This window comes from Bacillus sp. FSL R5-0286 (assembly GCF_038593245.1).
GTDB classification, from domain to species: domain Bacteria; phylum Bacillota; class Bacilli; order Bacillales; family Bacillaceae; genus Bacillus; species Bacillus altitudinis.
Map to the genome: position 1 here is coordinate 1,305,255 of NZ_CP151977.1, position 24,629 is coordinate 1,329,883.

25 protein-coding genes and 2 riboswitches are annotated in these 24,629 nt (G+C 40.4%); of the genes, 16 read left to right on the forward strand and 9 right to left on the reverse strand.

Annotated elements, in window-relative coordinates; genetic code table 11:
- Nucleotides 1-33: 33 nt before the first annotated feature.
- The gene (locus NST24_RS06605) at nt 34-228 is read right to left on the reverse strand and encodes an alpha/beta-type small acid-soluble spore protein (protein WP_017367112.1); all 195 of its coding nucleotides are present in this window, start codon (nt 226-228) and stop codon (nt 34-36) included.
- Between the two features lie 124 nt (nt 229-352).
- Nucleotides 353-1,069: a DUF1836 domain-containing protein gene (locus tag NST24_RS06610; protein ID WP_056407826.1), complete on the reverse strand. Its 717-nt coding sequence runs from the start codon at nt 1,067-1,069 to the stop codon at nt 353-355.
- 280 nt (nt 1,070-1,349) lie between these two features.
- On the opposite strand from NST24_RS06610, the gene htpX reads away from it, so the two are divergent.
- The 5 genes from htpX (at nt 1,350) to NST24_RS06635 (ending at nt 4,700) form a co-directional block, all read left to right on the forward strand.
- On the forward strand, nt 1,350-2,249 hold the full coding sequence (htpX, locus tag NST24_RS06615) for a protease HtpX (protein ID WP_008346130.1): 900 nt from the start codon (nt 1,350-1,352) through the stop codon (nt 2,247-2,249).
- Between the two features lie 143 nt (nt 2,250-2,392).
- A complete protein-coding gene (locus tag NST24_RS06620) occupies nt 2,393-3,739 on the forward strand; it encodes a TrkH family potassium uptake protein (RefSeq protein WP_007498761.1) in 1,347 nt (448 codons plus the stop codon).
- Between the two features lie 97 nt (nt 3,740-3,836).
- A complete protein-coding gene (locus NST24_RS06625; RefSeq protein WP_342462469.1) occupies nt 3,837-4,364 on the forward strand; it encodes a YetF domain-containing protein in 528 nt (175 codons plus the stop codon).
- Nucleotides 4,361-4,525, forward strand: a complete 165-nt coding sequence (locus NST24_RS06630) for a hypothetical protein (protein ID WP_008346124.1) — start codon at nt 4,361-4,363, stop codon at nt 4,523-4,525. The genes NST24_RS06625 and NST24_RS06630 overlap by 4 nt, the downstream gene beginning before the upstream one ends.
- The gene (locus NST24_RS06635) at nt 4,518-4,700 is read left to right on the forward strand and encodes a hypothetical protein (protein ID WP_008346122.1); all 183 of its coding nucleotides are present in this window, start codon (nt 4,518-4,520) and stop codon (nt 4,698-4,700) included. The genes NST24_RS06630 and NST24_RS06635 overlap by 8 nt, the downstream gene beginning before the upstream one ends.
- 33 nt (nt 4,701-4,733) lie before the next feature.
- Here the strand turns inward: NST24_RS06635 and NST24_RS06640 are convergent, their stop codons facing one another.
- Nucleotides 4,734-5,753: an acyltransferase family protein gene (locus tag NST24_RS06640; RefSeq protein ID WP_007498757.1), complete on the reverse strand. Its 1,020-nt coding sequence runs from the start codon at nt 5,751-5,753 to the stop codon at nt 4,734-4,736.
- A 293-nt stretch (nt 5,754-6,046) separates the two neighbouring features.
- Between NST24_RS06640 and NST24_RS06645 the strand changes: the two genes are divergently transcribed.
- The 3 genes from NST24_RS06645 to NST24_RS06655 all read left to right on the forward strand — a co-directional run bounded on the left by NST24_RS06645 (nt 6,047) and on the right by NST24_RS06655 (nt 8,959).
- Nucleotides 6,047-8,242, forward strand: a complete 2,196-nt coding sequence (locus tag NST24_RS06645; protein ID WP_017367117.1) for a PAS domain-containing sensor histidine kinase — start codon at nt 6,047-6,049, stop codon at nt 8,240-8,242.
- A gap of 1 nt (nt 8,243) precedes the next feature.
- Nucleotides 8,244-8,735: a methylated-DNA--[protein]-cysteine S-methyltransferase gene (locus tag NST24_RS06650; RefSeq protein WP_019743074.1), complete on the forward strand. Its 492-nt coding sequence runs from the start codon at nt 8,244-8,246 to the stop codon at nt 8,733-8,735.
- An 89-nt stretch (nt 8,736-8,824) separates the two neighbouring features.
- A complete protein-coding gene (locus NST24_RS06655) occupies nt 8,825-8,959 on the forward strand; it encodes a hypothetical protein (RefSeq protein ID WP_017359454.1) in 135 nt (44 codons plus the stop codon).
- Nucleotides 8,960-8,983: 24 nt separating this feature from the next.
- Here the strand turns inward: NST24_RS06655 and mtnA are convergent, their stop codons facing one another.
- Together mtnA and mtnK are read right to left on the reverse strand one after the other, a co-directional pair.
- Nucleotides 8,984-10,045, reverse strand: a complete 1,062-nt coding sequence (mtnA, locus tag NST24_RS06660; protein WP_017367119.1) for an S-methyl-5-thioribose-1-phosphate isomerase — start codon at nt 10,043-10,045, stop codon at nt 8,984-8,986.
- A gap of 6 nt (nt 10,046-10,051) precedes the next feature.
- Nucleotides 10,052-11,245, reverse strand: a complete 1,194-nt coding sequence (gene mtnK, locus NST24_RS06665; RefSeq protein WP_017359452.1) for an S-methyl-5-thioribose kinase — start codon at nt 11,243-11,245, stop codon at nt 10,052-10,054.
- Nucleotides 11,246-11,324: 79 nt separating this feature from the next.
- Nucleotides 11,325-11,484: riboswitch (SAM riboswitch) on the reverse strand.
- A gap of 163 nt (nt 11,485-11,647) precedes the next feature.
- Between mtnK and NST24_RS06670 the strand changes: the two genes are divergently transcribed.
- The 6 genes from NST24_RS06670 to NST24_RS06695 all read left to right on the forward strand — a co-directional run bounded on the left by NST24_RS06670 (nt 11,648) and on the right by NST24_RS06695 (nt 16,684).
- Nucleotides 11,648-12,838: a pyridoxal phosphate-dependent aminotransferase gene (locus tag NST24_RS06670; protein ID WP_144678878.1), complete on the forward strand. Its 1,191-nt coding sequence runs from the start codon at nt 11,648-11,650 to the stop codon at nt 12,836-12,838.
- A 44-nt stretch (nt 12,839-12,882) separates the two neighbouring features.
- A riboswitch (SAM riboswitch) is annotated at nt 12,883-12,984 on the forward strand.
- 99 nt (nt 12,985-13,083) lie between these two features.
- Complete coding sequence (gene mtnW / locus NST24_RS06675; RefSeq protein ID WP_144678877.1) at nt 13,084-14,301, forward strand: 2,3-diketo-5-methylthiopentyl-1-phosphate enolase; 1,218 nt, start codon at nt 13,084-13,086, stop codon at nt 14,299-14,301.
- Entirely contained in the window at nt 14,302-14,997 is a 696-nt protein-coding gene (locus NST24_RS06680; RefSeq protein ID WP_135008969.1) for a 2-hydroxy-3-keto-5-methylthiopentenyl-1-phosphate phosphatase, read from the forward strand. It begins immediately after the preceding gene.
- Entirely contained in the window at nt 14,961-15,593 is a 633-nt protein-coding gene (locus tag NST24_RS06685; RefSeq protein ID WP_160757956.1) for a methylthioribulose 1-phosphate dehydratase, read from the forward strand. The genes NST24_RS06680 and NST24_RS06685 overlap by 37 nt, the downstream gene beginning before the upstream one ends.
- A 16-nt stretch (nt 15,594-15,609) precedes the next feature.
- Nucleotides 15,610-16,140, forward strand: a complete 531-nt coding sequence (locus tag NST24_RS06690; protein ID WP_024719646.1) for a cupin domain-containing protein — start codon at nt 15,610-15,612, stop codon at nt 16,138-16,140.
- A gap of 301 nt (nt 16,141-16,441) precedes the next feature.
- The gene (locus tag NST24_RS06695) at nt 16,442-16,684 is read left to right on the forward strand and encodes an aspartyl-phosphate phosphatase Spo0E family protein (protein WP_008346101.1); all 243 of its coding nucleotides are present in this window, start codon (nt 16,442-16,444) and stop codon (nt 16,682-16,684) included.
- Between the two features lie 51 nt (nt 16,685-16,735).
- Here NST24_RS06695 and NST24_RS06700 read toward each other — a convergent pair whose 3' ends face one another.
- Nucleotides 16,736-18,235 carry an ATP-binding protein gene (locus tag NST24_RS06700; RefSeq protein ID WP_007498739.1) on the reverse strand — a complete coding sequence of 500 codons (1,500 nt, stop codon included), beginning with the start codon at nt 18,233-18,235 and terminating at the stop codon, nt 16,736-16,738.
- Between the two features lie 204 nt (nt 18,236-18,439).
- Between NST24_RS06700 and NST24_RS06705 the strand changes: the two genes are divergently transcribed.
- Nucleotides 18,440-18,895: a MarR family transcriptional regulator gene (locus NST24_RS06705; protein WP_003211701.1), complete on the forward strand. Its 456-nt coding sequence runs from the start codon at nt 18,440-18,442 to the stop codon at nt 18,893-18,895.
- Nucleotides 18,896-19,081: 186 nt separating this feature from the next.
- On the opposite strand, the gene motB is transcribed toward NST24_RS06705, so the two are convergent.
- The 3 genes from motB to NST24_RS06720 all read right to left on the reverse strand — a co-directional run bounded on the left by motB (nt 19,082) and on the right by NST24_RS06720 (nt 23,304).
- Nucleotides 19,082-19,849, reverse strand: coding sequence for a flagellar motor protein MotB (motB, locus tag NST24_RS06710; RefSeq protein ID WP_024719648.1), 768 nt, complete (start codon nt 19,847-19,849; stop codon nt 19,082-19,084).
- Nucleotides 19,842-20,636: a flagellar motor stator protein MotA gene (motA, locus tag NST24_RS06715; protein ID WP_008346088.1), complete on the reverse strand. Its 795-nt coding sequence runs from the start codon at nt 20,634-20,636 to the stop codon at nt 19,842-19,844. The genes motB and motA overlap by 8 nt, the downstream gene beginning before the upstream one ends.
- Before the next feature lie 562 nt (nt 20,637-21,198).
- Nucleotides 21,199-23,304 carry an ATP-dependent Clp protease ATP-binding subunit gene (locus NST24_RS06720; RefSeq protein WP_039169142.1) on the reverse strand — a complete coding sequence of 702 codons (2,106 nt, stop codon included), beginning with the start codon at nt 23,302-23,304 and terminating at the stop codon, nt 21,199-21,201.
- 245 nt (nt 23,305-23,549) lie between these two features.
- Here NST24_RS06720 and NST24_RS06725 point away from each other — a divergent pair, with 245 nt between their 5' ends.
- On the forward strand, nt 23,550-24,593 hold the full coding sequence (locus NST24_RS06725; protein ID WP_039169140.1) for a membrane protein: 1,044 nt from the start codon (nt 23,550-23,552) through the stop codon (nt 24,591-24,593).
- The last annotated feature ends 36 nt before the right edge of the window (nt 24,594-24,629 follow it).

The window sequence follows — 24,629 nt, forward strand, 5'->3', positions numbered from 1 at the left end:
GCCAGAATAGATCCGGCGTATTTCACCATGTCTTTATTTAGTTGAATGGCCCATTTGAGATTGCGCCTGCTGTACGAGTCTTTTTGTCATCTCGCCGCCAACAGAACCGTTTGAACGTGCGACTGTATCTGAACCGAGAGTCACGCCAAATTCTTGAGCGATCTCGTATTTAAATTGATCTAAAGCTTGTTCTACTCCAGGAACAAGAAGTTGATTTCGATTTGCCATCACATATTCCTCCTTTCACCTCATGTTTGTTGCGCCTTCTTATTTTGAAAAAAACAGCCTGCAATTATGCTGGCAATTGCTGCACAAAAAAGCCGAGGTGATGAAAGTCACCTCGGGCTCAGTTTTAAGCCTTTTTCAGCTGAAGCGTATTAAACATCATTTCTTGCGCTGTGCTTTGCAAGTGAGAAGTGAAAACGGAGAAAACGGTAGAACTGATAATGCCTTTAATCAAATGCCATTGCGGCTTCGTCAATTCTGTAAACTCTTCGTGGAGCTTGTCCGTCTGCTCTTCTGTCATTTCTCGTAAATTCGTTTCCTTTAATGGAAAATGTGTATGGTGATAAATAAAATCAAGGACGTGCGCATATGCTTCATAAAAACGGATGGGGCTGATAATATCATCCGTTCGATCTGTGATCGTATTAAATAAGGCAGATAAGATCGTACGAATAGAATCAAAATCAAATACTGATTTTAAATCCCGGACAATTAATAAAATAACGACTTGATCAATGGAGTACTTCTTGCCAAGCTCTGGATGACCGATCATATCTTTAATATCGCGCTTGATCCAGTTTTGAATGGCTGTCGATTTAAGTGAAGTCAGCTCACACAAGTTGCCAAGCTCAACGATTTCGTTCGTTGAAAGCCCGTGCTCTGATTTTTGCTTCCGCCGTTCGAGTTTTTCAAAAAAAGAAGGGATTTTTAATTCATCATATTCATGTTCCTTATCGCTTTTTACAGATAAATTCAAAAGCTGAAGCGGAGTCAGATCTCCCTCGCCTTTTAGAGAATACAGAAGTCTCGTCATGTCAATTCTCGTTAATTTAAAAGTCACCATGTTCCACCTCATTTTGTACGTCAAAAACGTGATTATTGATCTAATTCAACATCATAATCTCTTTTTAATGAAAATGCAAAATAAACTAAAATAGGACCGCTGCGTCACAATTTGTTCACTTGTTTGCGGATGCAAGTAGCGTAATCATTGAAATGACGAGGTTTTAGCCAGTATGATAAACATAGTAAAACGATTCCTTTTTCCTTGCAATTTGAGACGTTTATTTTTATAATTTTATTAATAAGTTCAAATGAACTTAATATGACAGCGGAGGTTATGTATGGGTAAAAGAATATTTCTGTTTATATTAACGAACATTCTTGTTATCACTACGATTGGTATTGTCCTATCGGTTATTAGTGCAGCAACTGGTGTTGGTTCTTATATAGGAGCAGACGGAAGACTTAATATCCTTTATCTTCTTGTATTCAGTGCAGTTGTTGGTTTTGTAGGCTCGTTTATGTCACTAGCGATGTCTCGCTGGATGGCAAAAATGATGATGGGTGTGCGTGTGTTAAATCCAGAAAAGGATTCATTAACATATGATGAGCAGCAGCTTGTTGACCGCGTTCACAGACTATCAAGAGCAGCAGGCCTTTCTAAAATGCCTGAGGTCGGTATTTACCAATCATCTGAAGTAAATGCATTTGCGACAGGTCCTTCTAAAAGAAGATCGCTTGTTGCCGTATCAACTGGATTGCTTCATGAAATGGATGATGCAGCAGTTGAAGGGGTTATCGCTCACGAAGTCGCTCACGTAGCGAACGGTGACATGGTTACAATGACGTTACTTCAAGGAATCGTCAACACGTTTGTTGTCTTCCTTTCAAGAATTGCGGCATGGATCGCAAGCCGTTTCGTTCCACGTGAAGAGCTTGTGCCGATTGTTCACTTTATCGCTGTGATCGTCTTCCAAATTATTTTCTCTATCTTAGGAAGCCTTGTCGTATTTGCTTACTCTAGACATCGCGAATTCCATGCAGACCGCGGTGGTGCGGACCTTGCAGGAAAAGATAAAATGATTCATGCGCTTCGTTCACTAGAGGCGTATACATCAAGAATCAAAGATGATGATCAAGCAGCTGTTGCTACACTGAAAATCAGTGGTAAAAGAAAAGCTTCTCTTTTCTCAACACACCCTGATTTAAACGAAAGAATTAGAAGACTAGAAGCAAAATAAGAAAGATCAAAAGACATTCTGCGTAAGGATGTCTTTTTCTTTTTGATGAAAAAGTAAATAAAGCACAAAATACCTTTAAAATCTTCTTTCTTTTCATTAAAATGATATAGTATTCGAAAAGAAAGATAAAAGAAGGAATAACCATGAATCCAATGAAAAAACTAATCGACCGGCTGTCGGCTTTTCAGCTGATTGCCCTTTATTATTTTCTTGCTGTGACCGTGTCGTTCATACTACTCAGTCTACCAGTGGCTCACCAAGAAGGAGTCAAATGGACATTTATTGATGCGCTGTTTACAGCTGTGAGTGCTGTCAGTGTCACGGGTCTGACTGTCGTCGATACGTCACAAACATTTAGTGTGACCGGGATGTGGATCCTTGCATTTGTTTTGCAAATCGGCGGTATCGGCATTATGACCCTTGGTACATTCGTCTGGCTGGTTATGCGAAAAAGGATCGGCATTAAAGAAAGAAAATTAATTATGGCAGACCAAAACCAGAGCAACTTATCAGGAATTGTAAAACTCATGAAGCAGGTCTTATATTTAATCTTGCTGATTGAGTTTGTAGGCGGTCTGATTTTAAGTATGTATTTTCTAAAGTATTACGATGTGCAAGGCGCTTTTTTACACGGATTTTTCTCTAGTATCAGTGCCACAACCAATGGAGGCTTTGATATTACTGGGAATTCGTTAATTCCTTATAAAGATGACTATTTCGTCCAATTTATCACGATGCTGCTCATCATTTTTGGCGCTATTGGCTTTCCGGTACTTGTCGAAGTAAAGGATTATTTATTCAATCAAGACCGAAAACATGCATCGTTTTCATTGTTTACGAAAATTACAACAATCACGTTTGGCCTCCTTGTTGTCGTTGGGGCAATTGGGATTTATGCACTTGAAGCCCGGTTTACTTTTCTAGGGAAGAGCTGGCATGAAATCTTGTTTTATTCTTTGTTTCAATCAACAGCTACTAGAAGTGGCGGGCTTTCGACATTAGATATTACGCAATTGACAGAGCCGACACTCTTATTTTTATGTTTGCTGATGTTTATCGGGGCATCTCCAAGCTCGGTAGGGGGCGGAATTCGGACAACCACGTTTGCCCTTAATTTACTTGCTTTGTTTCATTTTGCGAGAGGAAATAAGTCCATTAAAATCTTTAAAAGAGAGCTTCATCAAGCGGATATTAATAAATCCCTCATGGTGACGATGATGGCCTTTATTTTAGTGTTTGGTGCTACGTTTCTGTTAACTTTATCAGACCATCATACACTTCTTGAAACTTTATTTGAAGTTTGTTCTGCTTTCGGAACAACAGGACTGTCGCTCGGAATTACGTCTGACTTGTCCGTATTTGGTAAGTGTATTATTATGGTGGTCATGTTTATAGGACGGATTGGAATTCCAAGCTTCTTGTATTTAATTGGCCGCCGGGAAAGTGAAGCGAATTATCATTATCCGAAAGAGCGTGTCATCATCGGTTAACCAGCATTCCTACTGAATGCTGGTTTTTTATTTCCATTATATAACTGGCTAAATCACAAAGGATGTTCGCAATCTATAGGTAAGAGGTGAAAGAGACGTGCTGGATGTGTTATGGAAAGCAATTGTTATGCTGCTAGTTGGGACCTTGCTGCTGAGAATAGCAGGGCCTAAATCCATTAGTCAATTAACGGTTCAACAGACAGTCATCATGATTTCAATTGGATCGATCATTATCCAACCCTTCATTGAGCATAATTTACTTGAAACCATTTATGCGGCCTCCATTTTTATTATGGCACTTGTGATTATGGAAAAGCTGTCGATCCAATTTGATTTTTTTGAAAAATTGGTTTCAGGGAAGTCTGTGGTGATTTTAGAGGATGGAGAAATGCTTGATCACAAGCTGAAAAAAACGCGGCTGACAAGGGACCAATTCAAAATGCGCTTAAAGCAGCAGGGCATCACAGACATCAGCAGTCTCAAAAAAGCAACACTAGAAGCGAATGGGCAAATTGGATATGAGTTAAAGCCTGAGGAAAAACCAGTGACAGTCAAACAAATGAAAGAGCTGTTTGATCAATTGAGCGAAGAACTAAACATGTTAAAAAGGAATGATGACAAATGAAAAGAAAAACAGCAAAAAATGAAGCACTCACGAATAATATGACGCCTACAGAAAGCATGGCACACGATCAAGGACAAACACAATTTGACGAGCAATCAGAAGACCGCCAGGCGAACCGAAATTCTCATCAAGGTAAACAGGGGGGAGCATCTCGTGACTAAAAAACATGTGAAAAGTAAAGATATGAAAGACCATAAAAAACCAATGAACCCCGATATCTTGGAAGAGGAATTTGGCAGCGAGCTGGGAGATATAAACAGCAGTAAATGGATTGATACCTTAATGAAGCCTAAAAAAAACGATGAATGTCACACTGAACAGAAAAACAAAAAATAAATAGAAAAAAACGATCCAAAGAGATCGTTTTTTCTATTTAATATAACTGTTTTGTCTGCCAGTAATGGTTCGCATCAGACTGGTCATTTTGAGCTCGATGACTGGTTGTGCAACAGTTTTAACAAATGTGCTAGATAGGGTAAAGGTTAAAAGAACCGTAAGCAGCAATAGAATCAATACACTTGCCGTATTTAGTGCCCAATCATCAAACCAAGTCGTTCTTAAAAGCTTAATCACAAAGCCATGAAGTAAATAGACATATAACGTTCTTGTGCCCCATTTGGTAAAAAAGAACCGGCGGGTTGGGACTAATGCAAAGAAACTAAAGGTAGCAGCAAATGCAAGTAAATACCATGCCATTCGTTTCATCGCTGCAATGAGTCCTTCATCTCCAAGAGAAGCGTACGATTGTGACCCAAATAAAAAGGAATAATCGAATTCATAAAAATAGCAAAACATGAACACGGCCATCAGTACAAGAAGTGCAGTCAGTTTCCCTTTGCTTGTTCGGATAAATTCAAAGTGCTGCTTTTTTAAATAAAAGCCAGCTAAAAACATCGGCAAAAAGACAAACGTACGAGATAGGCTGAGCGTATCGCTAATGCTGTCCACGTAACCGACAAGTAACGCCATCGATAAACTAACAATCATTGCCCAGTGGAATGGCAGTTTTGAAAAAGGAATGAGTAGTAAGTTCCAAAAGAATAAACTGATTAAAAACCATAAAGACCATTGCGGATCAATCGGATTTAAGTTAGAGATGCTTTGATCCTGTAAGAAATAATAATACACAGAATAGATGACCTGAAAAATCAAATATGGGATGATCAGCTTAACTGCGACTTTTTTCATAAAACCTGGTTTTCTAAAACCTTTGGCAAAGAAGCCAGACACCAATATAAAAGCGGGCATATGGAATGTATAAATAAATTTATATAAGTAGAGTATCCAGTCATTATCATGTATGAATGACCGTAACAAATGACCAAAAACAACTAGAAAAATCAGAAGAAATTTTGCATTATCAAAATAACTGTCTCTCGTTGACGTCATAACATCACCTTTCCTGCTTCATTTCGAACATAAACGTTCTAAGTGCACTGTTCCCTCATTTGCCCCATTTTAAAATACAAATTGGCTCATTTCGCTATTTGATGTGAAATTGTAGAACGGTTGTAAAAGAAGCGTAAGAAAAGAGAATCGTTATACAATCGTGTCATCCAAATGAAACAAATGAAGCAAGCCTCGTGTAAAAAGTTCTCTTTTTTTATGAGTCGAATGAAGGAACAATGAAAATCTTGTAGAAATATTGTAGAGGAATGAGGCTGGAAAAGGAGTGTAAGAGAATGACTGAAACGCTCGATGGCGCGAAAAATATCAGAAAATTAGAAAAAGAGAACGAATATTTGCGAAATGAATTGATACAGCACAAAATGCTGTTAAATAAGACGCTAGATGCCATTTTTATATTTGATCAGCACCTCAACATTATTCAAGCCAATGAAGCGACATGTAGGCTTGTGCAAACACCGAAAGAAGACCTCCTCAATAAATCCGTTCTAGATTTCCTATACGGCATCCCGAAAAACAAAATTGACTGCTCACTTGAGATTTTTTTTCGAAAAGGAACGTTAAAAAGAGAGATCTCCATTCAACTTGAAAATGGAGAGACAAAATATATTGAATTTGTAGCGGAGCACGACGTGGTGAATCAACAATATATTGTCGTCATGCGTGATATTTCTTCAAAGAAAATATTAGAGCGAGAACGTTCGATGAATGAGCAGCTGTTTAAAGATTTATTTGATCGAGCGATTGACGGTATGGTCATTTTTGATCAGGATGGTTGTATGATTGACGCCAATCACTCTTTTTGCCAGAGCTTTGAACTTCAAAAAACAGATTTAACAGACCGCTACTTAAATGAATTTGTTGAAGAAGAAAATCTCCCAGCGCTCCAGCAGCTCTTAACTTCATTGAAAGAAACAGGGAAAGCAAAGGGAGAACTTCCTGTTACCCTTCAATCTGGGCAGCACAAATTATTCGAACTGACCATCACATCCAATGTGATGAGTGGTTTTTACATGTCCATCATGCGTGATATTACAGAAAAAAGATTAATGGAAGAAAAGCTGCTAAAAAGTGAAGAACGTTTTAGAGAAATATTCGAAAATGCGATGGATGCCATCATCATTTGGGCGGATGATGGAGAAATTGTCAGGGCAAATGAATCAGCCTGCCGAATTTTTGAATTACCGATGCATCAGCTGATTGGCAAGAAACTCATGGATTTTCTAGTCAAATCTGATCGCAGATACCGGCCGACAAGAAGACGGTATATAAGGAATCTTGAAATCAGAGAAGAACTCCTCTTTAGAATGGCGAATGGCCAATTCAAAGAGCTTGAGTTCACCTCTAAGCATGCGGTATTAGAAGGACAGCACTTAACCATTTTACGGAATGTCAGTGACAGAAAGCGAATGGAAGAGGAGCTGCGAGAAAGTGAGCTCAAATTCCGTAAAGTATTTAATGGTTCTATGGATGGCATTGTTCTTTTCGATAATCAATACCGGATTATTGATGTGAATCCATCCGCAAGTGAACTACTTGGCCTCAAAGATGATCACCTAACGGAAATGAATCTTTTTCATATCCTTGCGCCATATCAAATTGAAAATTTGGCGCAGCCAGCTCAGGCGATGTCATTAGATGAGATGGACAATGAAGTTCCATTTGTGCTGAACCATCCAGATCAACGTATTTTGGAGTTTTCTTTTAAACGAAATATTATTCATAACATGAATTTGGCGATCTTTAGAGATGTGACTGAGCGCAAGGAATTAGAGGAGCGGGTAAGAAAATCGGATACGCTTCATGTTGTCGGAGAGCTTGCCGCTGGAATTGCCCATGAAATTAGAAATCCAATGACGGCTTTAAAAGGCTTCATTCAGCTGCTCAAAGGAAACATTGAAGGGGAGTATTCGCTCTATTTTAATGTCATCACATCAGAGCTAAAAAGAATCGAATCCATTATTACAGAATTTCTGATTTTAGCAAAACCGCAGGCCATCATCTATGAAGAAAAAAATGTCGTGCAAATTGTCAAAGACACAATGGATCTTCTTCACGCACAGGCCAATCTTGGCAATGTGCAAATGCACTTAAATGTGCTGGATGATATTCCGCTCATCTACTGTGAACAAAATCAATTGAAGCAAGTCTTTATTAACATTTTAAAAAATGCGATTGAAGTAATGCCTCAGAAAGGAAATGTATACGTGAGCATTCAAAGGAAGGGCGAGGAGCACATTGTCATTTCTCTTCGTGATGAAGGCTGCGGCATGACAGAGGATAAACTAAAGCGTCTCGGAGAACCATTTTATACAACAAAAGAAAGAGGCACTGGACTTGGGTTAATGGTTAGTTATAAAATTATTGAAGAGCATCAAGGAACCATTGAAGTAGAGAGTGAAGAAGGGGTTGGAACAGTGTTCCATCTCACGCTTCCACTCCGGCAGCAGAAACAAGAAGGGGAGCTTTAATGTGTATTATACAGTCTATACCGCACCAATCGGGGCATTATACATACTAGAGAAAGATGGTGCCATCATTGAAGTGAAGTTTGATGATGAATCGTTTTTGGTCAAAAAACAGAGAGACCGTTTTAAACAAGAAGACACGCCTGTATTAAAAGAAGCGAAAAAACAGCTGGATGAATATTTTAAGGGCGATCGGAAAGTGTTCGATCTCCCGCTCAAGCAAGCAGGCTCTCCGTTTCAAGAGCAAGTGTGGGAGGCACTTTCTACTATTCCGTATGGTGAATCAAAAAGCTATGCTGATATTGCAGAAGCGATCGGCAATCCAAAGGCTGTCAGAGCCATTGGACAAGCTAATAGACGCAATGCATTGCCTATTTTTATCCCGTGTCACCGGGTCATTGGAAAAGACAGGACTCTGACTGGTTATGCAGGGACGAAGACAGGGATGAAAGCGATCCTGTTAGAATTAGAAGGCATCCCATTTGTTCAAAAATAAATGAATTGACCTGTTCCAAATGTTTAGTGAGCGACATATCCTTTTATTAAGCTAAAAAAGTTGGTCTAGGGAAAAAGGAGGCTGCTAACATGTTATGGGGCAAAAAAGATAAAATGTACGCTGTCACATCACTATGTGTCAAAATGAACGTGTTGACAGAAGAACAGAAAAAAGAAATATTAGCAAAAACGAACGAAACAAAAAAGCGCGGTGCTCTTAAATGATAAGAACTCCGCGCTTTTGTTTGATTAAAGTGACACGCTTTCGGTGAATAGTGCATCAATCTCTTCTGTATAGTTGGAAGTGATAATGCCTTTTTCTGTAATGATTCCGGAAATGAGGTGATGAGGAGTGACATCAAAGGCAGGGTTAAATACCTGCACGTCAGGAGGCGCAATTTGGATGCCGTTTAATTCCTTTACTTCCTGTGGGTCGCGTTCTTCAATCGGAATATCTGACCCATCCTGAGTTGACACATCAAAGGTCGAAAGAGGCGCAGCCACAAAAAATGGAATTTGAAAGTGTTTAGCTAAAATAGCCAGACTTAACGTTCCAATTTTATTTGCTGTATCACCGTTTCTAGCGATTCGATCTGCACCAACAATAACGGCAGAAATTTGTTTTTCTTTCATCGTATGGGCTGCCATATTATCCGTGATAAGTGTCACATCTACGCCGCCCTGCATCAATTCCCATGTCGTCAGACGGGCGCCTTGAAGGACAGGACGTGTTTCACATGCGTAAATGTGGAGATCGAGGTTTTTCTTTTTCGCTAAATAAAAGGGTGCAAGCGCTGTTCCGTAGCGGCTTGTGGCAATGGAGCCTGCGTTGCAAATGGTCATAATTCGATCACCAGATTTAAAGAGCTGAAGAGCATTTTGACCGATTTGCCGGCATGTTTCTTCATCTTCGATTTGAATTTGAATGGCTTCATGGACAAGATCAGTTTTGGCTGCATTCACCGAAGCAGCACGCTCAATGCGCTGATAAAGCCGGTCTAATGCCCAGGCAAGATTCACAGCGGTTGGACGAGCACTGTTTAAATATTCTTTCAGGCGAGCGACTTCTCGCTTAAAGAGATCAATGTCTTCTGTATCAATCTCTTGTGCACTGAGTGCGAGCCCAAAAGCCGCTGTAATGCCAATAGCAGGTGCTCCGCGTACTTTTAGTGTCACAATGGCATCATACACATCTTCTTTTGTATATAAATGCTCAAACACGGTTTCAGCGGGTAATTTTTGCTGATTCAAAATGTTGATACGGTTTTCTTCCCATTCGACGGAACGGGGAACTTCAAATTCTTTAGACAAAACTCGTCACTCCTTTACAGTTTGCTGGAATAATGCGACGAGGTCAGACGCTGTTTCCACTGCTTGATATTGTTTGATGAATGTTTTTCCTAGTGTAAGTGCTGCTTTTTTCTGCTGAAGCCTTCTAGAATGTGATGGAATCGCATCGAGATCAGCCGCATGCGCAAGACCGATGGTTCGGCGAACAAGCTCACAGCCAGCAAAGCCGGTGGCCTCTTTTAAAATACGGTCAAAGGTTGTTTCTAAAAAGCTGTCCGATACACTAAACGCTTCAATACTGTCTTCTTTCCATGCTTTTGTGAACACTTCTTTGAATGTTGCCCACACATTGACGACATGATCAAAAAGGTGCTGCTGATCCTGCTCATTCTCATGAGATAAAGCATTAATGAACAGATTGGCAATAAAGTGACCGATATCGAATCCGAAAGGACCGTAAAAAGCGAACTCTGGATCAATGATTTTCGTTTCCGTTTCGTTTGCAAAAATACTGCCGGTATGAAGATCTCCATGTACCAGTGTTTCAGCAGAGGTTAAGAAGATCCGTTTCAATTCGGCTGCTTTTGCTTGCAGTTCAAGATCAGCCCATAGTGCTTGTGCCTCTTCTCTTAATTCCTCTTCGAAGTCATTCGTTTCGCTGTCAAAGAAAGGATCTGTGAAGACGAGTTTTTCTGTAATGTCACAAAGATCAGGGTTCGTAAACTGCTTCACGAATTGTTTTTTGATTTTAGGATTTGTGGCAAAGTCAGACGTGTAAAATAGTGTTTTGCCTAAAAATTCTCCGACATGATCTGATAAATACGGATAATGTTTTCCGGCAATTAGCCCTTTTCTGACGATTTCAAGGTGTGATAGATCCTCCATTGCCGTCACTGCAAGAGCTGTATCCGAATAATAGACGGCTGGTACAAGATGAGGTGCATACTCTGACTGCTTGATGAGTGCTGCACTTTCAATTCTTGCACGATCTAATGTCAGCGGCCAGCTTTCTCCAACGACTTTTGCGTAAGGAAGGGCCTGTTTGATAATCAGTCCTTTTGCTTGTTTGTGATCATAAATATGAAAGACGTAATTTAAATTTCCGTCACCGATTTCAGTGCATGTTAAATGACTGCTCTCCTGAATCAATCCAAGTCTAATGGCAAGTGCAACTGCCGAACTTTCTGTTAATTCTTCATATGATGCCGTAAGTGTAACCAATTGCTTCCCCTCCAAATCATATAAAAAAGCCTCTTTCTCCTGAGAGAAAGAGGCTTGATGGCGTGTATGCTCGAAGCCTCTCTTATCTCTCAGCACATACGTCTGATGGAATTAGCACCGTGCCCTATAAGACAATTGTCTTGGCGCTGTACTTGCTGCGCCCCACTTCACAGTGGTATTAACGGTCGGTTGCTGTTGGGGTCAAAAGGCCAAATCCCTCGCCCAACTCTCGATAAGAGAAATCAATATGTAATTGTTTCATGTCTGCTTGCATTTCTTAATTCTAGATATTATCAGAGCTGCAGTTCACATGTCAATCTTTTTTCAAAATTGCTTTACAATTCATAAAACAATCCATTACAGTGATTGTATTGTCACGTAACTTGAATAGAAGGTGAAAAAATGGAATTCCAGCAATCGGATGTATTGAAACATTTACCGAAACAATTTTTTGCGTCGCTTGTACAAAAAGTACAGAAAAAAGTGCAGGAAGGGGCAGATGTGATTAATTTAGGTCAAGGAAATCCTGATCAGCCCACTCCTCCACATATTGTGAAAGCGATGCAGGAAGCGGTAGCAAAACCTGAAAATCATCAATACTCCTCATTCCGCGGGACAGCGAAACTAAAGAAGGCTGCAGCTGCTTTTTATGAAAGAGAATATGGCGTCACGCTTGACCCAAAGACAGAGATTGCCATCTTATTTGGAGGGAAAGCGGGACTAGTCGAATTGCCGCAATGCTTACTGAATCCAGGTGATACGCTGCTTGTTCCAGACCCAGGATATCCTGATTACTGGTCAGGCGCTGTGCTTGCCGGAGCTCGCATGGTCACAATGCCTCTTCTTGAACAAAATAACTTTTTGCCTGACTACCACCAACTGTCTGAGGAAGATAAGAATCAAGCAAAATTGATGTACTTAAATTACCCAAATAATCCGACTGGTGCGACTGCAACCCGGACATTTTTTGAAGATACTGTTGCGTTTGCGAGTGAAAATAAGATGTGTGTAGTCCATGATTTTGCATATGGCGGCATAGGATTTGACGGCGAAAAGCCCCTTAGTTTCCTGCAAATAGACGGAGCAAAAGAGACAGGTATTGAAATCTATACATTGTCCAAAACGTATAATATGGCTGGTTGGAGAGTCGGTTTTGCAGTAGGGAATGCCTCTGTTATCGAAGCCATTGAGCTTTATCAGGATCACCTGTTTGTGTCACTGTTTAAAGCAACTCAAGATGCAGCAGCAGAAGCACTTTTAAGCGATCAAACGTGCGTACAAGTACAAAATGATCGGTACGAAAAAAGACGAAACACTTGGATTGCTGCATGCAAAGAGATTGGCTGGGACGTCAGTGCGCCAAAGGGCTCGTTTTTTGCTTGGTTAAAGGTGCCTGAAGGGTATACATCTGAAACTTTTTCTGATGTATTATTAGAAAAAGCACATGTTGTTGTTGCACCCGGGAATGGCTTTGGTGCTCACGGTGAAGGCTACGTCAGAGTCGGACTTTTAACAAGTGAGGAGCGGCTAAAGGAAGCCGCTGATCGTATCGCTGCCTTGCAGTTATTTGAAAAAAAGCCATTGACAACGTAAAAAAATGGTGCGATAATTCAGGCAATATTTAAGAAAATTGAATATTCTTATCAAGAGTAGGCAGAGGGACTAGCCCAATGAAGCCCGGCAACCGACTTCCATGAAGCACGGTGCTAATTCTTGCAGCAAGCGCTGAGAGATAAGATTCGGATGAATGAGACGAAACCTCTTTAACGCGCTGATCAAGCACTTAAAGAGGTTTTTTTATTGACCATATACAGGACGCAATCGAAAGGGGATTCCTAGTGAGTGAACTACTGGCAACATACGTACTAACACATCGAGAGGATGAACAAATAGACCTAAAAGCAGAGCAGATCGCACTTGGGTTAACGGTCGGGTCATGGACGGACTTGCCGCAGCTCAAAAAGGAGCAGCTGAAAAAACATAAAGGCCGTGTGGTGAGCGTAAAAGAACAGTCTCCCGCAATTGGTGGTCTGTATCAATCAGAGGTGACCATTGCTTATCCTGAGGCGAACTTTTCAGCTGATATACCAGCGGTGTTGACGACGATTTTTGGAAAGCTTTCACTGGATGGGAAAGTAAAGCTCGTTGATATCGAATTTTCGGAAAGGTTTAAAAGCTGTCTGCCAGGACCGGTATTTGGCATTGAGGGGATACGAAAGAAAGTAGGCGTGTTTGATCGGCCGCTATTGATGAGTATATTTAAAGGCGTGATCGGTCGTGATATGGAGGATTTAAAAGAACAGCTCCGCTTACAGGCTTTAGGTGGAGTAGACTTCATCAAAGATGATGAGATTTTATTTGAAAGCCCATTAGCCCCTTTTGAAGATCGAATCAAGGAAGGAAAAAAGATATTAAAAGAAACATATGAAGAGACAGGACATCGCACGCTTTATGCTGTTAATTTAACTGGTAGAACTTTTGATTTGAAAGATCGAGCAAGAAAGGCAGCCGAACTCGGGGCTGATGCGCTTTTATTCAACGTTTTTGCCTATGGACTTGATGTCATGCAAAGCTTGGCTGAAGATCCAGAGATCCCATTGCCGATCATGGCACATCCGGCAGTGAGCGGTGCAATGACATCATCTCCAGACTATGGATTCTCGCATTCTCTTCTTTTAGGCAAATTAAATCGATATGCTGGTGCTGATTTAAGTCTTTTTCCCTCTCCTTATGGATCAGTCGCCCTTCCGAAAAAAGATGCCATTGGCATTTTCGAAGCATGTGTGAAAGAGGATACAGTTCAACAAACATTTCCTGTCCCTTCAGCAGGCATTCACCCGGGAATGGTGCCGATCTTAATCAAAGATTTTGGACTTGATCATGTCATTAATGCAGGCGGGGGAATTCACGGACATCCGCGGGGAGCAATTGGAGGAGGGAAAGCCTTTCGTTCGATCATTGATGCGGTGGTCAAAAAAGAGTCTATCGAAGAAAAAGCATCAACTTGTCAAGACTTACAAGCAGCACTTGATCTTTGGGGAAGGGTAGCAGAATAAATGAAAAAACCAATTGTATGTTGTGATTTTGATGGCACGATTACGAAAAATGATAATATCATTCGCATCATGAAGCAGTTTGCTCCAAAAGAATGGACGAAATGGAAGGATGGTGTTCTAGCAAAAGAGATCACGATCCAAGAAGGCGTCGGGCAGATGTTTCAGTTACTGACGAGTGATCAGAAAGAAGCCATTCGGTCATTTATTTTAGAGGATACAGAGATTCGTGAAGGATTTGAACAGTTTGTCGATGATGTCAAAAAAGCAGACATTCCTTTCTATGTACTCAGCGGCGGTATGGACTTTTTTGTCTATCCTATCCTTGAAGGGATTGTCGAACAAGAGAATATTTATTGTAACCATGCATCATTTAAAGAAGACCATATTCAAATTGAATGGCCGCATGCCTGTGATTCAGAATGCCAAAATGGCTGTGGCTGCTGCAAGCCTTCCATTATTCGAGAACTGACGCAGGAAGATGATTTTATTATCATGATAGGTGATTCAGTGACTGATATTGAGGCAGCGAAACATGCGGATCTCACGTTTGCGCGTGATTATTTACTGAACGAATGTAAAGAGCTAGGGCTCGTACATAAAGAGTATGAAACATTTGTTGATCTAAAAGCGCAATTTGATCAAATAAAGGAAGTGAAGGAATGGCAGACGAGAAGAGTAAACACTGGAAGGAACTAGCAGACGTCAAACGTGAATTGGCACAAAGAGACTGGTTTTACGGAACGAGCGGCAATTTATCGATAAAAGTGTCGGATGATCCCATCACGTTTTTGGTGACGGCAAGCGGCAAAGATAAAAGAAAAGAAACCGATGAAGATTTTGTTCTTGTTGATGCAGCAGGTCAGCCGGTTCATCCGAATCAGCCGCTCAGGCCATCAGCTGAAACACTGCTTCACACATACGTTTATGAGCGGACGAAAGCAGGATGTTGTCTTCACGTCCACACGATCGATAACAATGTCATTTCTGAGCTGTATGGTGATAAAGGAGAAGTTCGTTTTAAAGGCAACGAAATCATTAAAGCGCTTGGTTATTGGGAAGAGGATGCAGAAGTTGCTGTTCCTATTATTGAAAACCCAGCTCATATTCCGCACCTTGCAGAGCAATTTGCAGTGCACCTGACGGACGATGCTGGTGCTGTACTCATTCGTAATCATGGCATCACCGTTTGGGGGAAAACCGCATTTGAAGCCAAACGAGTCTTAGAGGCTTATGAATTTTTATTTACCTATCATTTGAAAGTAGCGCTTTATCAAAAGCAGCTTGTTAAATAAAAAGGAGGAAAAACACATGGCGACCATTTACATTCATAATGAAGAAAACACGTTACTTGAGAACGAACAAGAGGTCCAGGCGTATTTAGAACAGCAAGGGGTCATTTATGAACATTGGGATATTGAAAAACTACCAAAACAGTTATCAGAAAAGTACGATTTAACAGATGATGAAAAGGAAGAAATTTTAACTGTGTTTCAAGAGGAAATAAAGAGTATCTCTGAGCGAAGAGGATACAAAGCGCAGGATGTGATTTCATTATCAGATGCGACCCCTAACCTGGATGAACTGCTTCAAAACTTTAAACGTGAGCATCATCATACGGATGATGAAGTCAGATTTATCGTGAGCGGTCATGGAATCTTTGCCATTCAAGGCAAAGACGGCGTCTTTTTTGATGTGAGACTGAATCCAGGTGATTTAATTTCTGTGCCCCCGAATATTCGTCACTACTTTACACTTCAAGAAGATCGTCAAGTCGTCGCAGTTCGCATATTTGTCACAACTGAGGGCTGGGTGCCAATTTACGAAGAAGAAACGGTTTAATAGTGGGAGCTGATCATTTCGCATGAGGCGGAAGATCAGCTTTTTTTTAGGAAAATAGACATAAAATGAGAGAGAAAATAGTTGATTTTGGTCTTCTGCATAGGATAAAATTCTGTTTAATCAATGTGTCAGTCCTGTCCAATTTTGAAGTTTACCCCCAGAATTCATTGGGTAAAAGGTCTTTAGGCTGTAAAAAATTAAATAAAATAAGCATATTTAATTTAATTTACAAATAAAGTATAATTTTGGTGTCGGATCATTTAGAGCGTAGACAGACGAATTCATAGCGGGAGCTGAGATCATGAATATTTATGTACGGAAAGAACAGCTATTAATGTCAATTGATGAAAAGAGAAGACAAATGGTAGAAGCTGCTCAAGTAGAAGGCTATACAGGTGAGACGACAATTAAATATAGCCAAGAACTGGACAACCTGATGAATGAATATCAGTATCTTCTTTTTCATGAACAACAATCTGTTGCTTCCTTTCATGATCTTGTATCACAAATGAGTCTCCTTTCTGTCAATCGTCCTTCTTATTGACATCAAAAAACCGGTCTTGCCATTAGCAAAACCGGATGAATGCGTCAGCTATTAGTGTGCAGAAGGGAGCATGATGATCACGGTTGTTCCTTTATTCACTTCGCTCTCGATATCGATTGTCCCCCCATACATCGAAATGATTCGTTTACACACAACAAGCCCAAGACCTGTTCCTTTTTCCTTCGACGTAATAAAAGGGAGGAAGATATGTTTCAGCATCTCTTCTGGTATACCTTCACCTGTATCTTTCACTTTTATGATGACCTGTTCTTTTTCAGCCTCAATGACAATCTTCAAATGACCGCCATTTGGCATCGCTTCTAACGAGTTTTTCGCTACATTCAATACCACTTGTTTAATGTGATCCTTCGTGCAATACACGCCAACATCTTGAATGGTATTGATTTGCAAATCAACCTCGACATTATAAAGGTTCGCCTCAGAAAATACAATGGGCATGATCTCACTCACAATTTCTTTCACAGAATTATTTTGCCACTTTTCAGCCGTTGGTTTTCCTAGCACAAGAAACTCACTGACGATTTGGTTAATCCGTTTAATTTCTTCCTCGATGACAGAAAAATAAAGCTGATCCTCTTCTGAACGATACTTCTTTTGCAAAAGTTGAATAAACCCGCTAATGCCTGTTAATGGATTGCGAATTTCATGCGCTGTACTTGCCGCAAGTGTTCCAATGAGTTCAAGTTTTTGTGCTTCATTTTGGTGGCGTTCCTGCTGGGTTTGTCGTCTTAAAATGATATATTGGACGAGTGTGAATAAGATATTTAAGAGAATAAATGCACTGGATAAAGGAAACAGCATCACAGACAGTACTTCACTTGTTGTCGCACGCTGCGGAAAAACCTCCAGCTTCCAGCTGTTTTCATCTAAATATGTAGACACGGTGCTATCACTTTCAGATGCTGGCTGTGGACCACTTGTAAACACAACGTCTCCATTTTGATTCAGCATCTTAAAATGAAGCTCTGGGTTTAATACATTCATAATATTTCTTAAATAATCAATTTGAATCGCAGCGACTAGCACATCCGTGACTTCGTCGTTCTCATTCAAAACAGGGACACAAATGGAGAGAATCCGCTGCTTAGTAATGCGGCTTACATAGTTATCTGTAATGACGGTCTGTTTTGTGACTTGAATACGTTTAAAGTAATCTCTAAATGACAGGTTGATTTTTTCCTTTAATGGTGTGGTGCTGGCTGTGACATTTCCTTTTTGGTCTAGGAGATACAGGCCTGAAAAACGAGGTTCTTGTTTATAGATTTTCTCTAGGATGTTTTGTACTCTTTTCGCTTCAAGCGGCTGGTCAAATCCCATGGCAAGGGAAGTTAATCTTGCTTCTGTTTCACTGATTAAATAATTCATTTGGTTTTTGTGAATATTTAACATAAGTGTAGCGGTTTGTTTGTTTTTTACATCAATTTTCTCAGTTTCTTTTTCGTAGATAAAATAACTAATGATGAGGGTTGGAATTACGACCAAAATAAGGTAAAGCTTGATCTTCTTCCAAAACCCTTTCAGTATACTCATGATTCATCGCTCCAACGTATTACCTAATAGACTTATTATAGCATTGAACCTATCTTTATTACGATGACTTGTGAGATTTTTAAAAAATTAGGTGATTCGTTCTGGTCTCTTTTTCATGCTAAAAATGGTTCAACATGTTGACATTTTACTTATTGTTTATTAATGTCACATTAGTGGGTTGCATTTCATAAAGGATGATAAAAAATGGAAAATCATAATGTTGAGAAATCTTTGAAATTATTTATTGTACTATCACGTGCCTATCGCTCCATTAATCACCACATGAACAAACATATTGTGAAGCACGGTCTGAATCCGACTGAATTTGCTGTATTAGAATTGCTGTATCATAAAGGTGATCAGCCGCTTCAGCAAATAGGTGATAAGATCTTACTCGCAAGCGGAAGCATCACGTATGTGGTTGATAAATTGGAGAAAAAAGAACTCCTTAGCCGGAAAGCTTGTGCAGAAGACCGCAGGGTGACATTTGCACATATTACGGAGCAGGGAAGAGCTTTACTTGATGACATCTTCCCAGATCATGCAAAAGAGATTCACGAGATGATCAGTGTGCTTAGTGAAGAGGAAAAGGATGCCTGCATCGATATGCTCAAACATGTAGGACTGCGTGCCAAGCATTTATATGATCATAAAGAATAAACACATAAAAAAGGAAGCCGTTGGCTTCCTTTTTAGTATGTAGACTAATCCTCGCATATGGTGTCAGTCCTGCGCACCGATAAACGACAAGCGCTTTCAATCGCGCTCATAAGAAAGACAAAGGGCTAAAATAAACATCATTTTAGCCCTTTGTCATGATCTGAAAGGAAGCTGCTGGCTTCCTATTTATTTAGCTTTTTTCTCAATTGGCAAAATAAGAACTTCGACGCGTCTGTTTTTACTTCTGCCTTCTGCGGTATCGTTAGAGGCAATCGGTTTAAATTCACCGTAACCTTTTGTGCTAAAGTTCTCTTGGTCTAGGTTGCTGTTTTCAAGGAGAATATTTAAAAAGTTGACCGCACGAATGGCGCTTAAATACCAGTTGGATTCAAATTCAGAATTCCGAATCGGAACGTTATCTGTATGTCCGCTAATGACGATGTCACGAGCAGGGTTAATGACGAGCAGCTTGGATATTTCTTTGGCTAACGGAACATCCTGCGAGCGGATCACCGCTCGCCCAGAATCAAAGAAGATGCTGTCTTCAATTGTAATAAGCAGACCTTCATCCGTCAGCTTTGTTTCAAGCTTCGAACCAAGTTTTTTATCCGCAATGAATGAATCTACTTGCTTTTTAACCTTTGTTAATACCGCTTGGTCACGAGCTTTCGCTTTTGCTTCTTCTTCTTCATCTTCTGCTGATTTTTTGGTTTGATTGCTGTTTTCTGTTTCTTCGGTGCTCTGCATGCTTGATTGGTCCATTACGCCAGTGCCGCCAGTAAAGACAACATTAAACGATTTAGCCATCTGTTCATATTTTGCCGCATCAATGGAGCTAGATGCAAACAGCACAATGAAGAGGGCGAGAAGAAGCGTAAGAAGATCGGCGTAAGGGATCAGCCAAGACTCATCTACATGGTCTTCATGATCATGTTTTTTACGTTTCCTAGCCATTCTGTTTTTCTCCTTCTTCAATGACAAGATTTGCACGTTCTTTTGCTGGTAAGTACATCAGAAGTTTTTGCTCAATGACCTTTGGAGACTGGCCTTCAAGGACAGAAAGAATCCCTTCAATCATAATGAGACGAAGCTTTACTTCTTCCTTTGATTTACGCTTCAGCTTGTTGGCAAATGGATGCCACAACACATACCCTGTAAAAATCCCAAGCAGTGTGGCGACGAAGGCAGCACTAATCGCATGTCCAAGTGCTTCAATGTCTCCCATGTTTGCAAGTGCGGCAATAAGTCCGACAACGGCACCAAGTACCCCTAGAGTCGGAGCGTATGTACCAGCTTGTGTAAAGATTAATGCGCCTGACTGATGTCTCTCCGACATGGCATCGACTTCTTCAGTTAAGACGTCGCGAATAAATTCAGCACTTTGACCGTCAACTGCCATGCTTAAGCCGTTCTTTAGAAAATCGTCATCGACTTCCTCAAGATTTGCCTCTAATGCCAAAAGACCTTCACGACGAGCAATTTGTGCCCAGTTTGAAAATAGAGGAATCATTTCTTGTATCGTTGGAAGCTTGCTATCTTTGAAAATTTTGCCGAATAATTTTGGTGTTTTCTTAATTTCACTAGATGGGAAGGCAATGACAACAGCTGAAATTGTCCCAACCACAATGATCAATATAGCCGCCGGGTTGATAAGAGCGGTTAGACTCACACCTTTCAAAACCATACCGACACTCAGTGCAATAAATGCTAAAATAATACCAATTAACGATGTTTTGTCCATTATCTCACCAAATCCTTTAACTATCTTTTTCTATAGTTAATATCGGTGTCTTCTAGAAGGGTTTTAGTCAGAATATAAAATTAAGACAGTTTATGTGAAGAAATTTTGACGAAAGCGCTTTCTGAAAGCCGTAAAAAAAGAAACTCTCTCATATAAAAGGGAGTTTTCAGCGTGTAGACAAACCCTCGCATTCTTTGTCAGTCCTGCGCTCTGGTGCTCACGAATGCCAAATTCGCTCCGCACAAGTAGCTGTCCTTCCTAGACTGCAAAGGTTTTCTATCACGCTGAAAAGAAGACAAAGGGCTAAAATCAAGTTCATTTTAGCCCTTTGTCAACAATCTGGAAACTTCATCTTTTTTGAGCTGTTTCATCTAAGAGCAATTCTTTTAATTTTTCTTCATGTATGATTTTGATCAAATCGTAGTTCCAATTGATCATGTGATCCATGTAATCCACCTCTTTTTCTTTTATCGTAAAGGAAAAGAGGCGGGGGAGCGTCGGCGCTCAGATGGAATTTAGACACTGCAACATGATGGAGCTGAAGATCCTCCTTAGGATGTACTTAGCTCTTTTTCACAACAATTTCGTCATGTTCAACATCGACTGTAAATCCAGTAAGTTGTTCTTCTTCAAGCAAGATGTCCGTCATTTGATCCTCAACATGCTCTTGAATCGTTCTTCGTAACGGACGAGCCCCAAATGCTGGATGATAACCAAGTTCAGCGATTTTTTCTTTCGCTTCGTTTGTGACGTGAACAGTTAGATTTTGTTCTTTTAACTGCTCTGACAAATCTTTGAGCAGAAGATCCACAATTTTGACTAAATCGTCTTTATCTAATGAATCAAACTGAATGATGCTGTCAAAACGGTTCAAGAATTCCGGTTTGAAATAAGCGCTCAGCGAATCAATCAATGATTGTTCTTCGATGGCTTCTTCTTGTTCAGACTGGAATCCGACTTTGACCGCTTTTTTATCTGTGCTGCCAGCGTTACTTGTCATAATGATGACTGTGTCTTTAAAGCTGACGGTTCTGCCTTGGCTGTCTGTTAGACGACCATCTTCCATGATTTGAAGGAACATATGCTGGACATCAGGGTGCGCTTTTTCGATTTCATCGAGCAAAATGATGCTGTATGGTTTTCTGCGAACCTTTTCCGTGAGCTGTCCGGCTTCATCATGTCCAACGTAACCAGGAGGAGAACCGATGATTTTGGACACGGAGTGTTTCTCCATGTATTCACTCATATCTAAACGAATGATCGCTTCTTTTGAGCCAAATAATTCTTCCGCTAATGTTTTAGACAATTCGGTTTTCCCGACGCCTGTTGGCCCAACGAATAGGAAGGAGCCAGTTGGTCTGTGTTTTGATTTTAAGCCGGCTCTGCTTCTTTTTACGGCTTTCGCCACTTTTTCAACCGCATGTTCCTGACCAATGACGCGGGCTTTTAAGCGGACATCAATTTCTTTCATTTTTGTTTGTTCGTCTGCTTGTAGTTTGCCGACAGGGATACCTGTTTTTTGTTCTACAATCGACTGAATGTCCTCAGCTGTGACGACATGTTCTTTGTCATTTGTTTTGTTTTGCAATCTCGCTTCAATCGCTTCTTCTTCGTCTCGAAGCTTCGCTGCTTTTTCATAGCGTTCTTCATTTAAAGCGGCTTGTTTTTCAGCGGCAATTTGCGCAAGACGGTTTGTTAATTCATCTTCACTTGCTGCATCAATGGAGAGATTCGCTTTTGAACCTGCTTCATCCATTAAATCAATGGCTTTATCTGGCAAGTGGCGGTCTTGAATATACCGCGAAGATAATTGAACACACGCTTTAATGGCTTCGTCAGAATAGGTGACGCCATGATAGGCTTCATACTTATCCTGAATGCCTTTTAAGATCTCGAATGCTTCATCCTGTGTTGGCTCATCAACGATGACAGGTTGGAACCTGCGTTCAAGGGCAGCATCTTTTTCAATCTGACGATACTCTTTTAATGTTGTCGCACCTACTAGCTGCAGTTCCCCTCGAGCTAGAGCTGGTTTCAAAATGTTTCCGGCATCCATTGACCCTTCGGCAGAGCCTGCGCCTACAAGAAGATGAATTTCATCAACGAATAAGATGATATTTTTACGGCTTTGCAATTCTTTGATTAATTGCTTCATCCGTTCCTCAAATTGACCACGTACACCTGTGTTTGCCACAAGTGAAGAGACATCTAATAAATAAACTTGTTTGTTCTTTAATTTATTTGGTACATCTCCATTTGCAATTTTTAGTGCTAGTCCTTCGGCTATGGCCGTTTTACCAACACCAGGTTCACCAATGAGGACAGGATTGTTTTTATTTCTTCTATTTAAAATCTCAATGACTCTTGTGACTTCTTCATCACGGCCAATGACAGGATCGATTAAACCAGCATGTGCGCCATCCGTTAAGTTCCGGCCAAGCTCATCGAGTAAGCCTTTTTGTTTAGGCCGCTCTTGGCTCGTCGCATGTCCTGCTTGCTCAGAGAAGAATGAACCGCCCCCGAAAAGGTTAGGACCCATTTTCATTTTTGACTGTTCCATCAAAGAGGTATAGCAGTCTTCACATAAAACCATTTGGCTACGGGACGAATTTACTTGCATATTCAGGCGAATAGTTGCTTCATTTACTTGACAATGTTGACAACGCATGAGCCATGACCTCCTTAAAATAAAGTTTGACTTTATTTGACCAATGAATGTTAAATAAAATGGTCTGTTGTTTGACCATCTTTGACTATAGTATACTCTGACCTATTTTGACTTTCAACTGTTTTGCTCATAGCTGAATGAAAAATCCTTTTTTGCATTTAATCATGGTTTGTCCTTCTTTTCAAGGAACTTGTTTCATAGGATAAAAAAGAGACAATCGAAAGTGATGGGTGCGGAGGGGTCATATGAAACGTTCAAATGAATCCGCTTTTCAGCTTGCCTTTGTATATGTAGGAACAGTGGTTGGAGCTGGGTTTGCGACAGGAAAAGAAATCGTAGAATTTTTTGTTCGTTTTGGCTGGATTGGATTGATCGGGATTTTGATTAGCGGTGTTATTTTTACCGGCCTTGGCGCAAAAATGATGCTTATTTCCAAACGAATTGAAGCGGAGTCTTATCAAGATATGAATCGGTTTTTATTTGGAGCTGCTGCGAGTCGATATATTAACATCGCCATGTTTTTTATTTTACTAGGTGTGACGTCAGTGATGATTTCTGGCGCAGGCGCTATTTTTGAAGAACAACTTGGCATCTCAAAAGAATATGGTATTTTTTTAACGATTATTTTAAGTGTCATTGTCCTTTTTAAAGGTTCAAAAGGGTTATTTGGTGTCAATGTACTTGTCGTTCCAATGCTGATTTTCTTTTCGCTGATTGTGTTTCTAGATTCATTTGTGTTTAGTAGCGGTGAAAGCCACGTTCTGGGGCTGCAAATGGGAGAGGGCGAATGGATGTTGTCTGCGATTTCATATGGTGCATTTAATTTAGCGCTGTCTCAAGCCGTATTAGTGCCGGTTGCAAACGAAATGACATCCGAAGCCGTCATAAAAAGGGGAGCGGTGCTTGGAGGTCTGATGCTGACACTCATTCTGCTCGCCTGCTTTTTATCCCTTTCTTCATTAGAAATGCTGGAAGCGTATGATATTCCGATGGCCCAAGTGGTGTATCAAGTCGCAAACTCCATTCATCTCATCTATTTATTCGTGATCTTTGGTGAAGTCTTTACATCCGTTATAGGAAATTTATACGGTCTCGAAAGACAGGTGAGGGCGTATATCCGATTGAACAGTATGTATACGATATCCTTTATTCTGCTTTGCTGTTATGTCATCAGTAAAATTGGATACGGCACACTCATTTCAACGGTTTACCCTGTTTTTGGCTATGTCAGTATCTTTTTTATCCTCTTTCTTTGTCTGAAAAAAGTGCCTGCATCACGTGATAAGTAAAGAAGGGATAGCTTGTACACCAATTATGTGGTACAC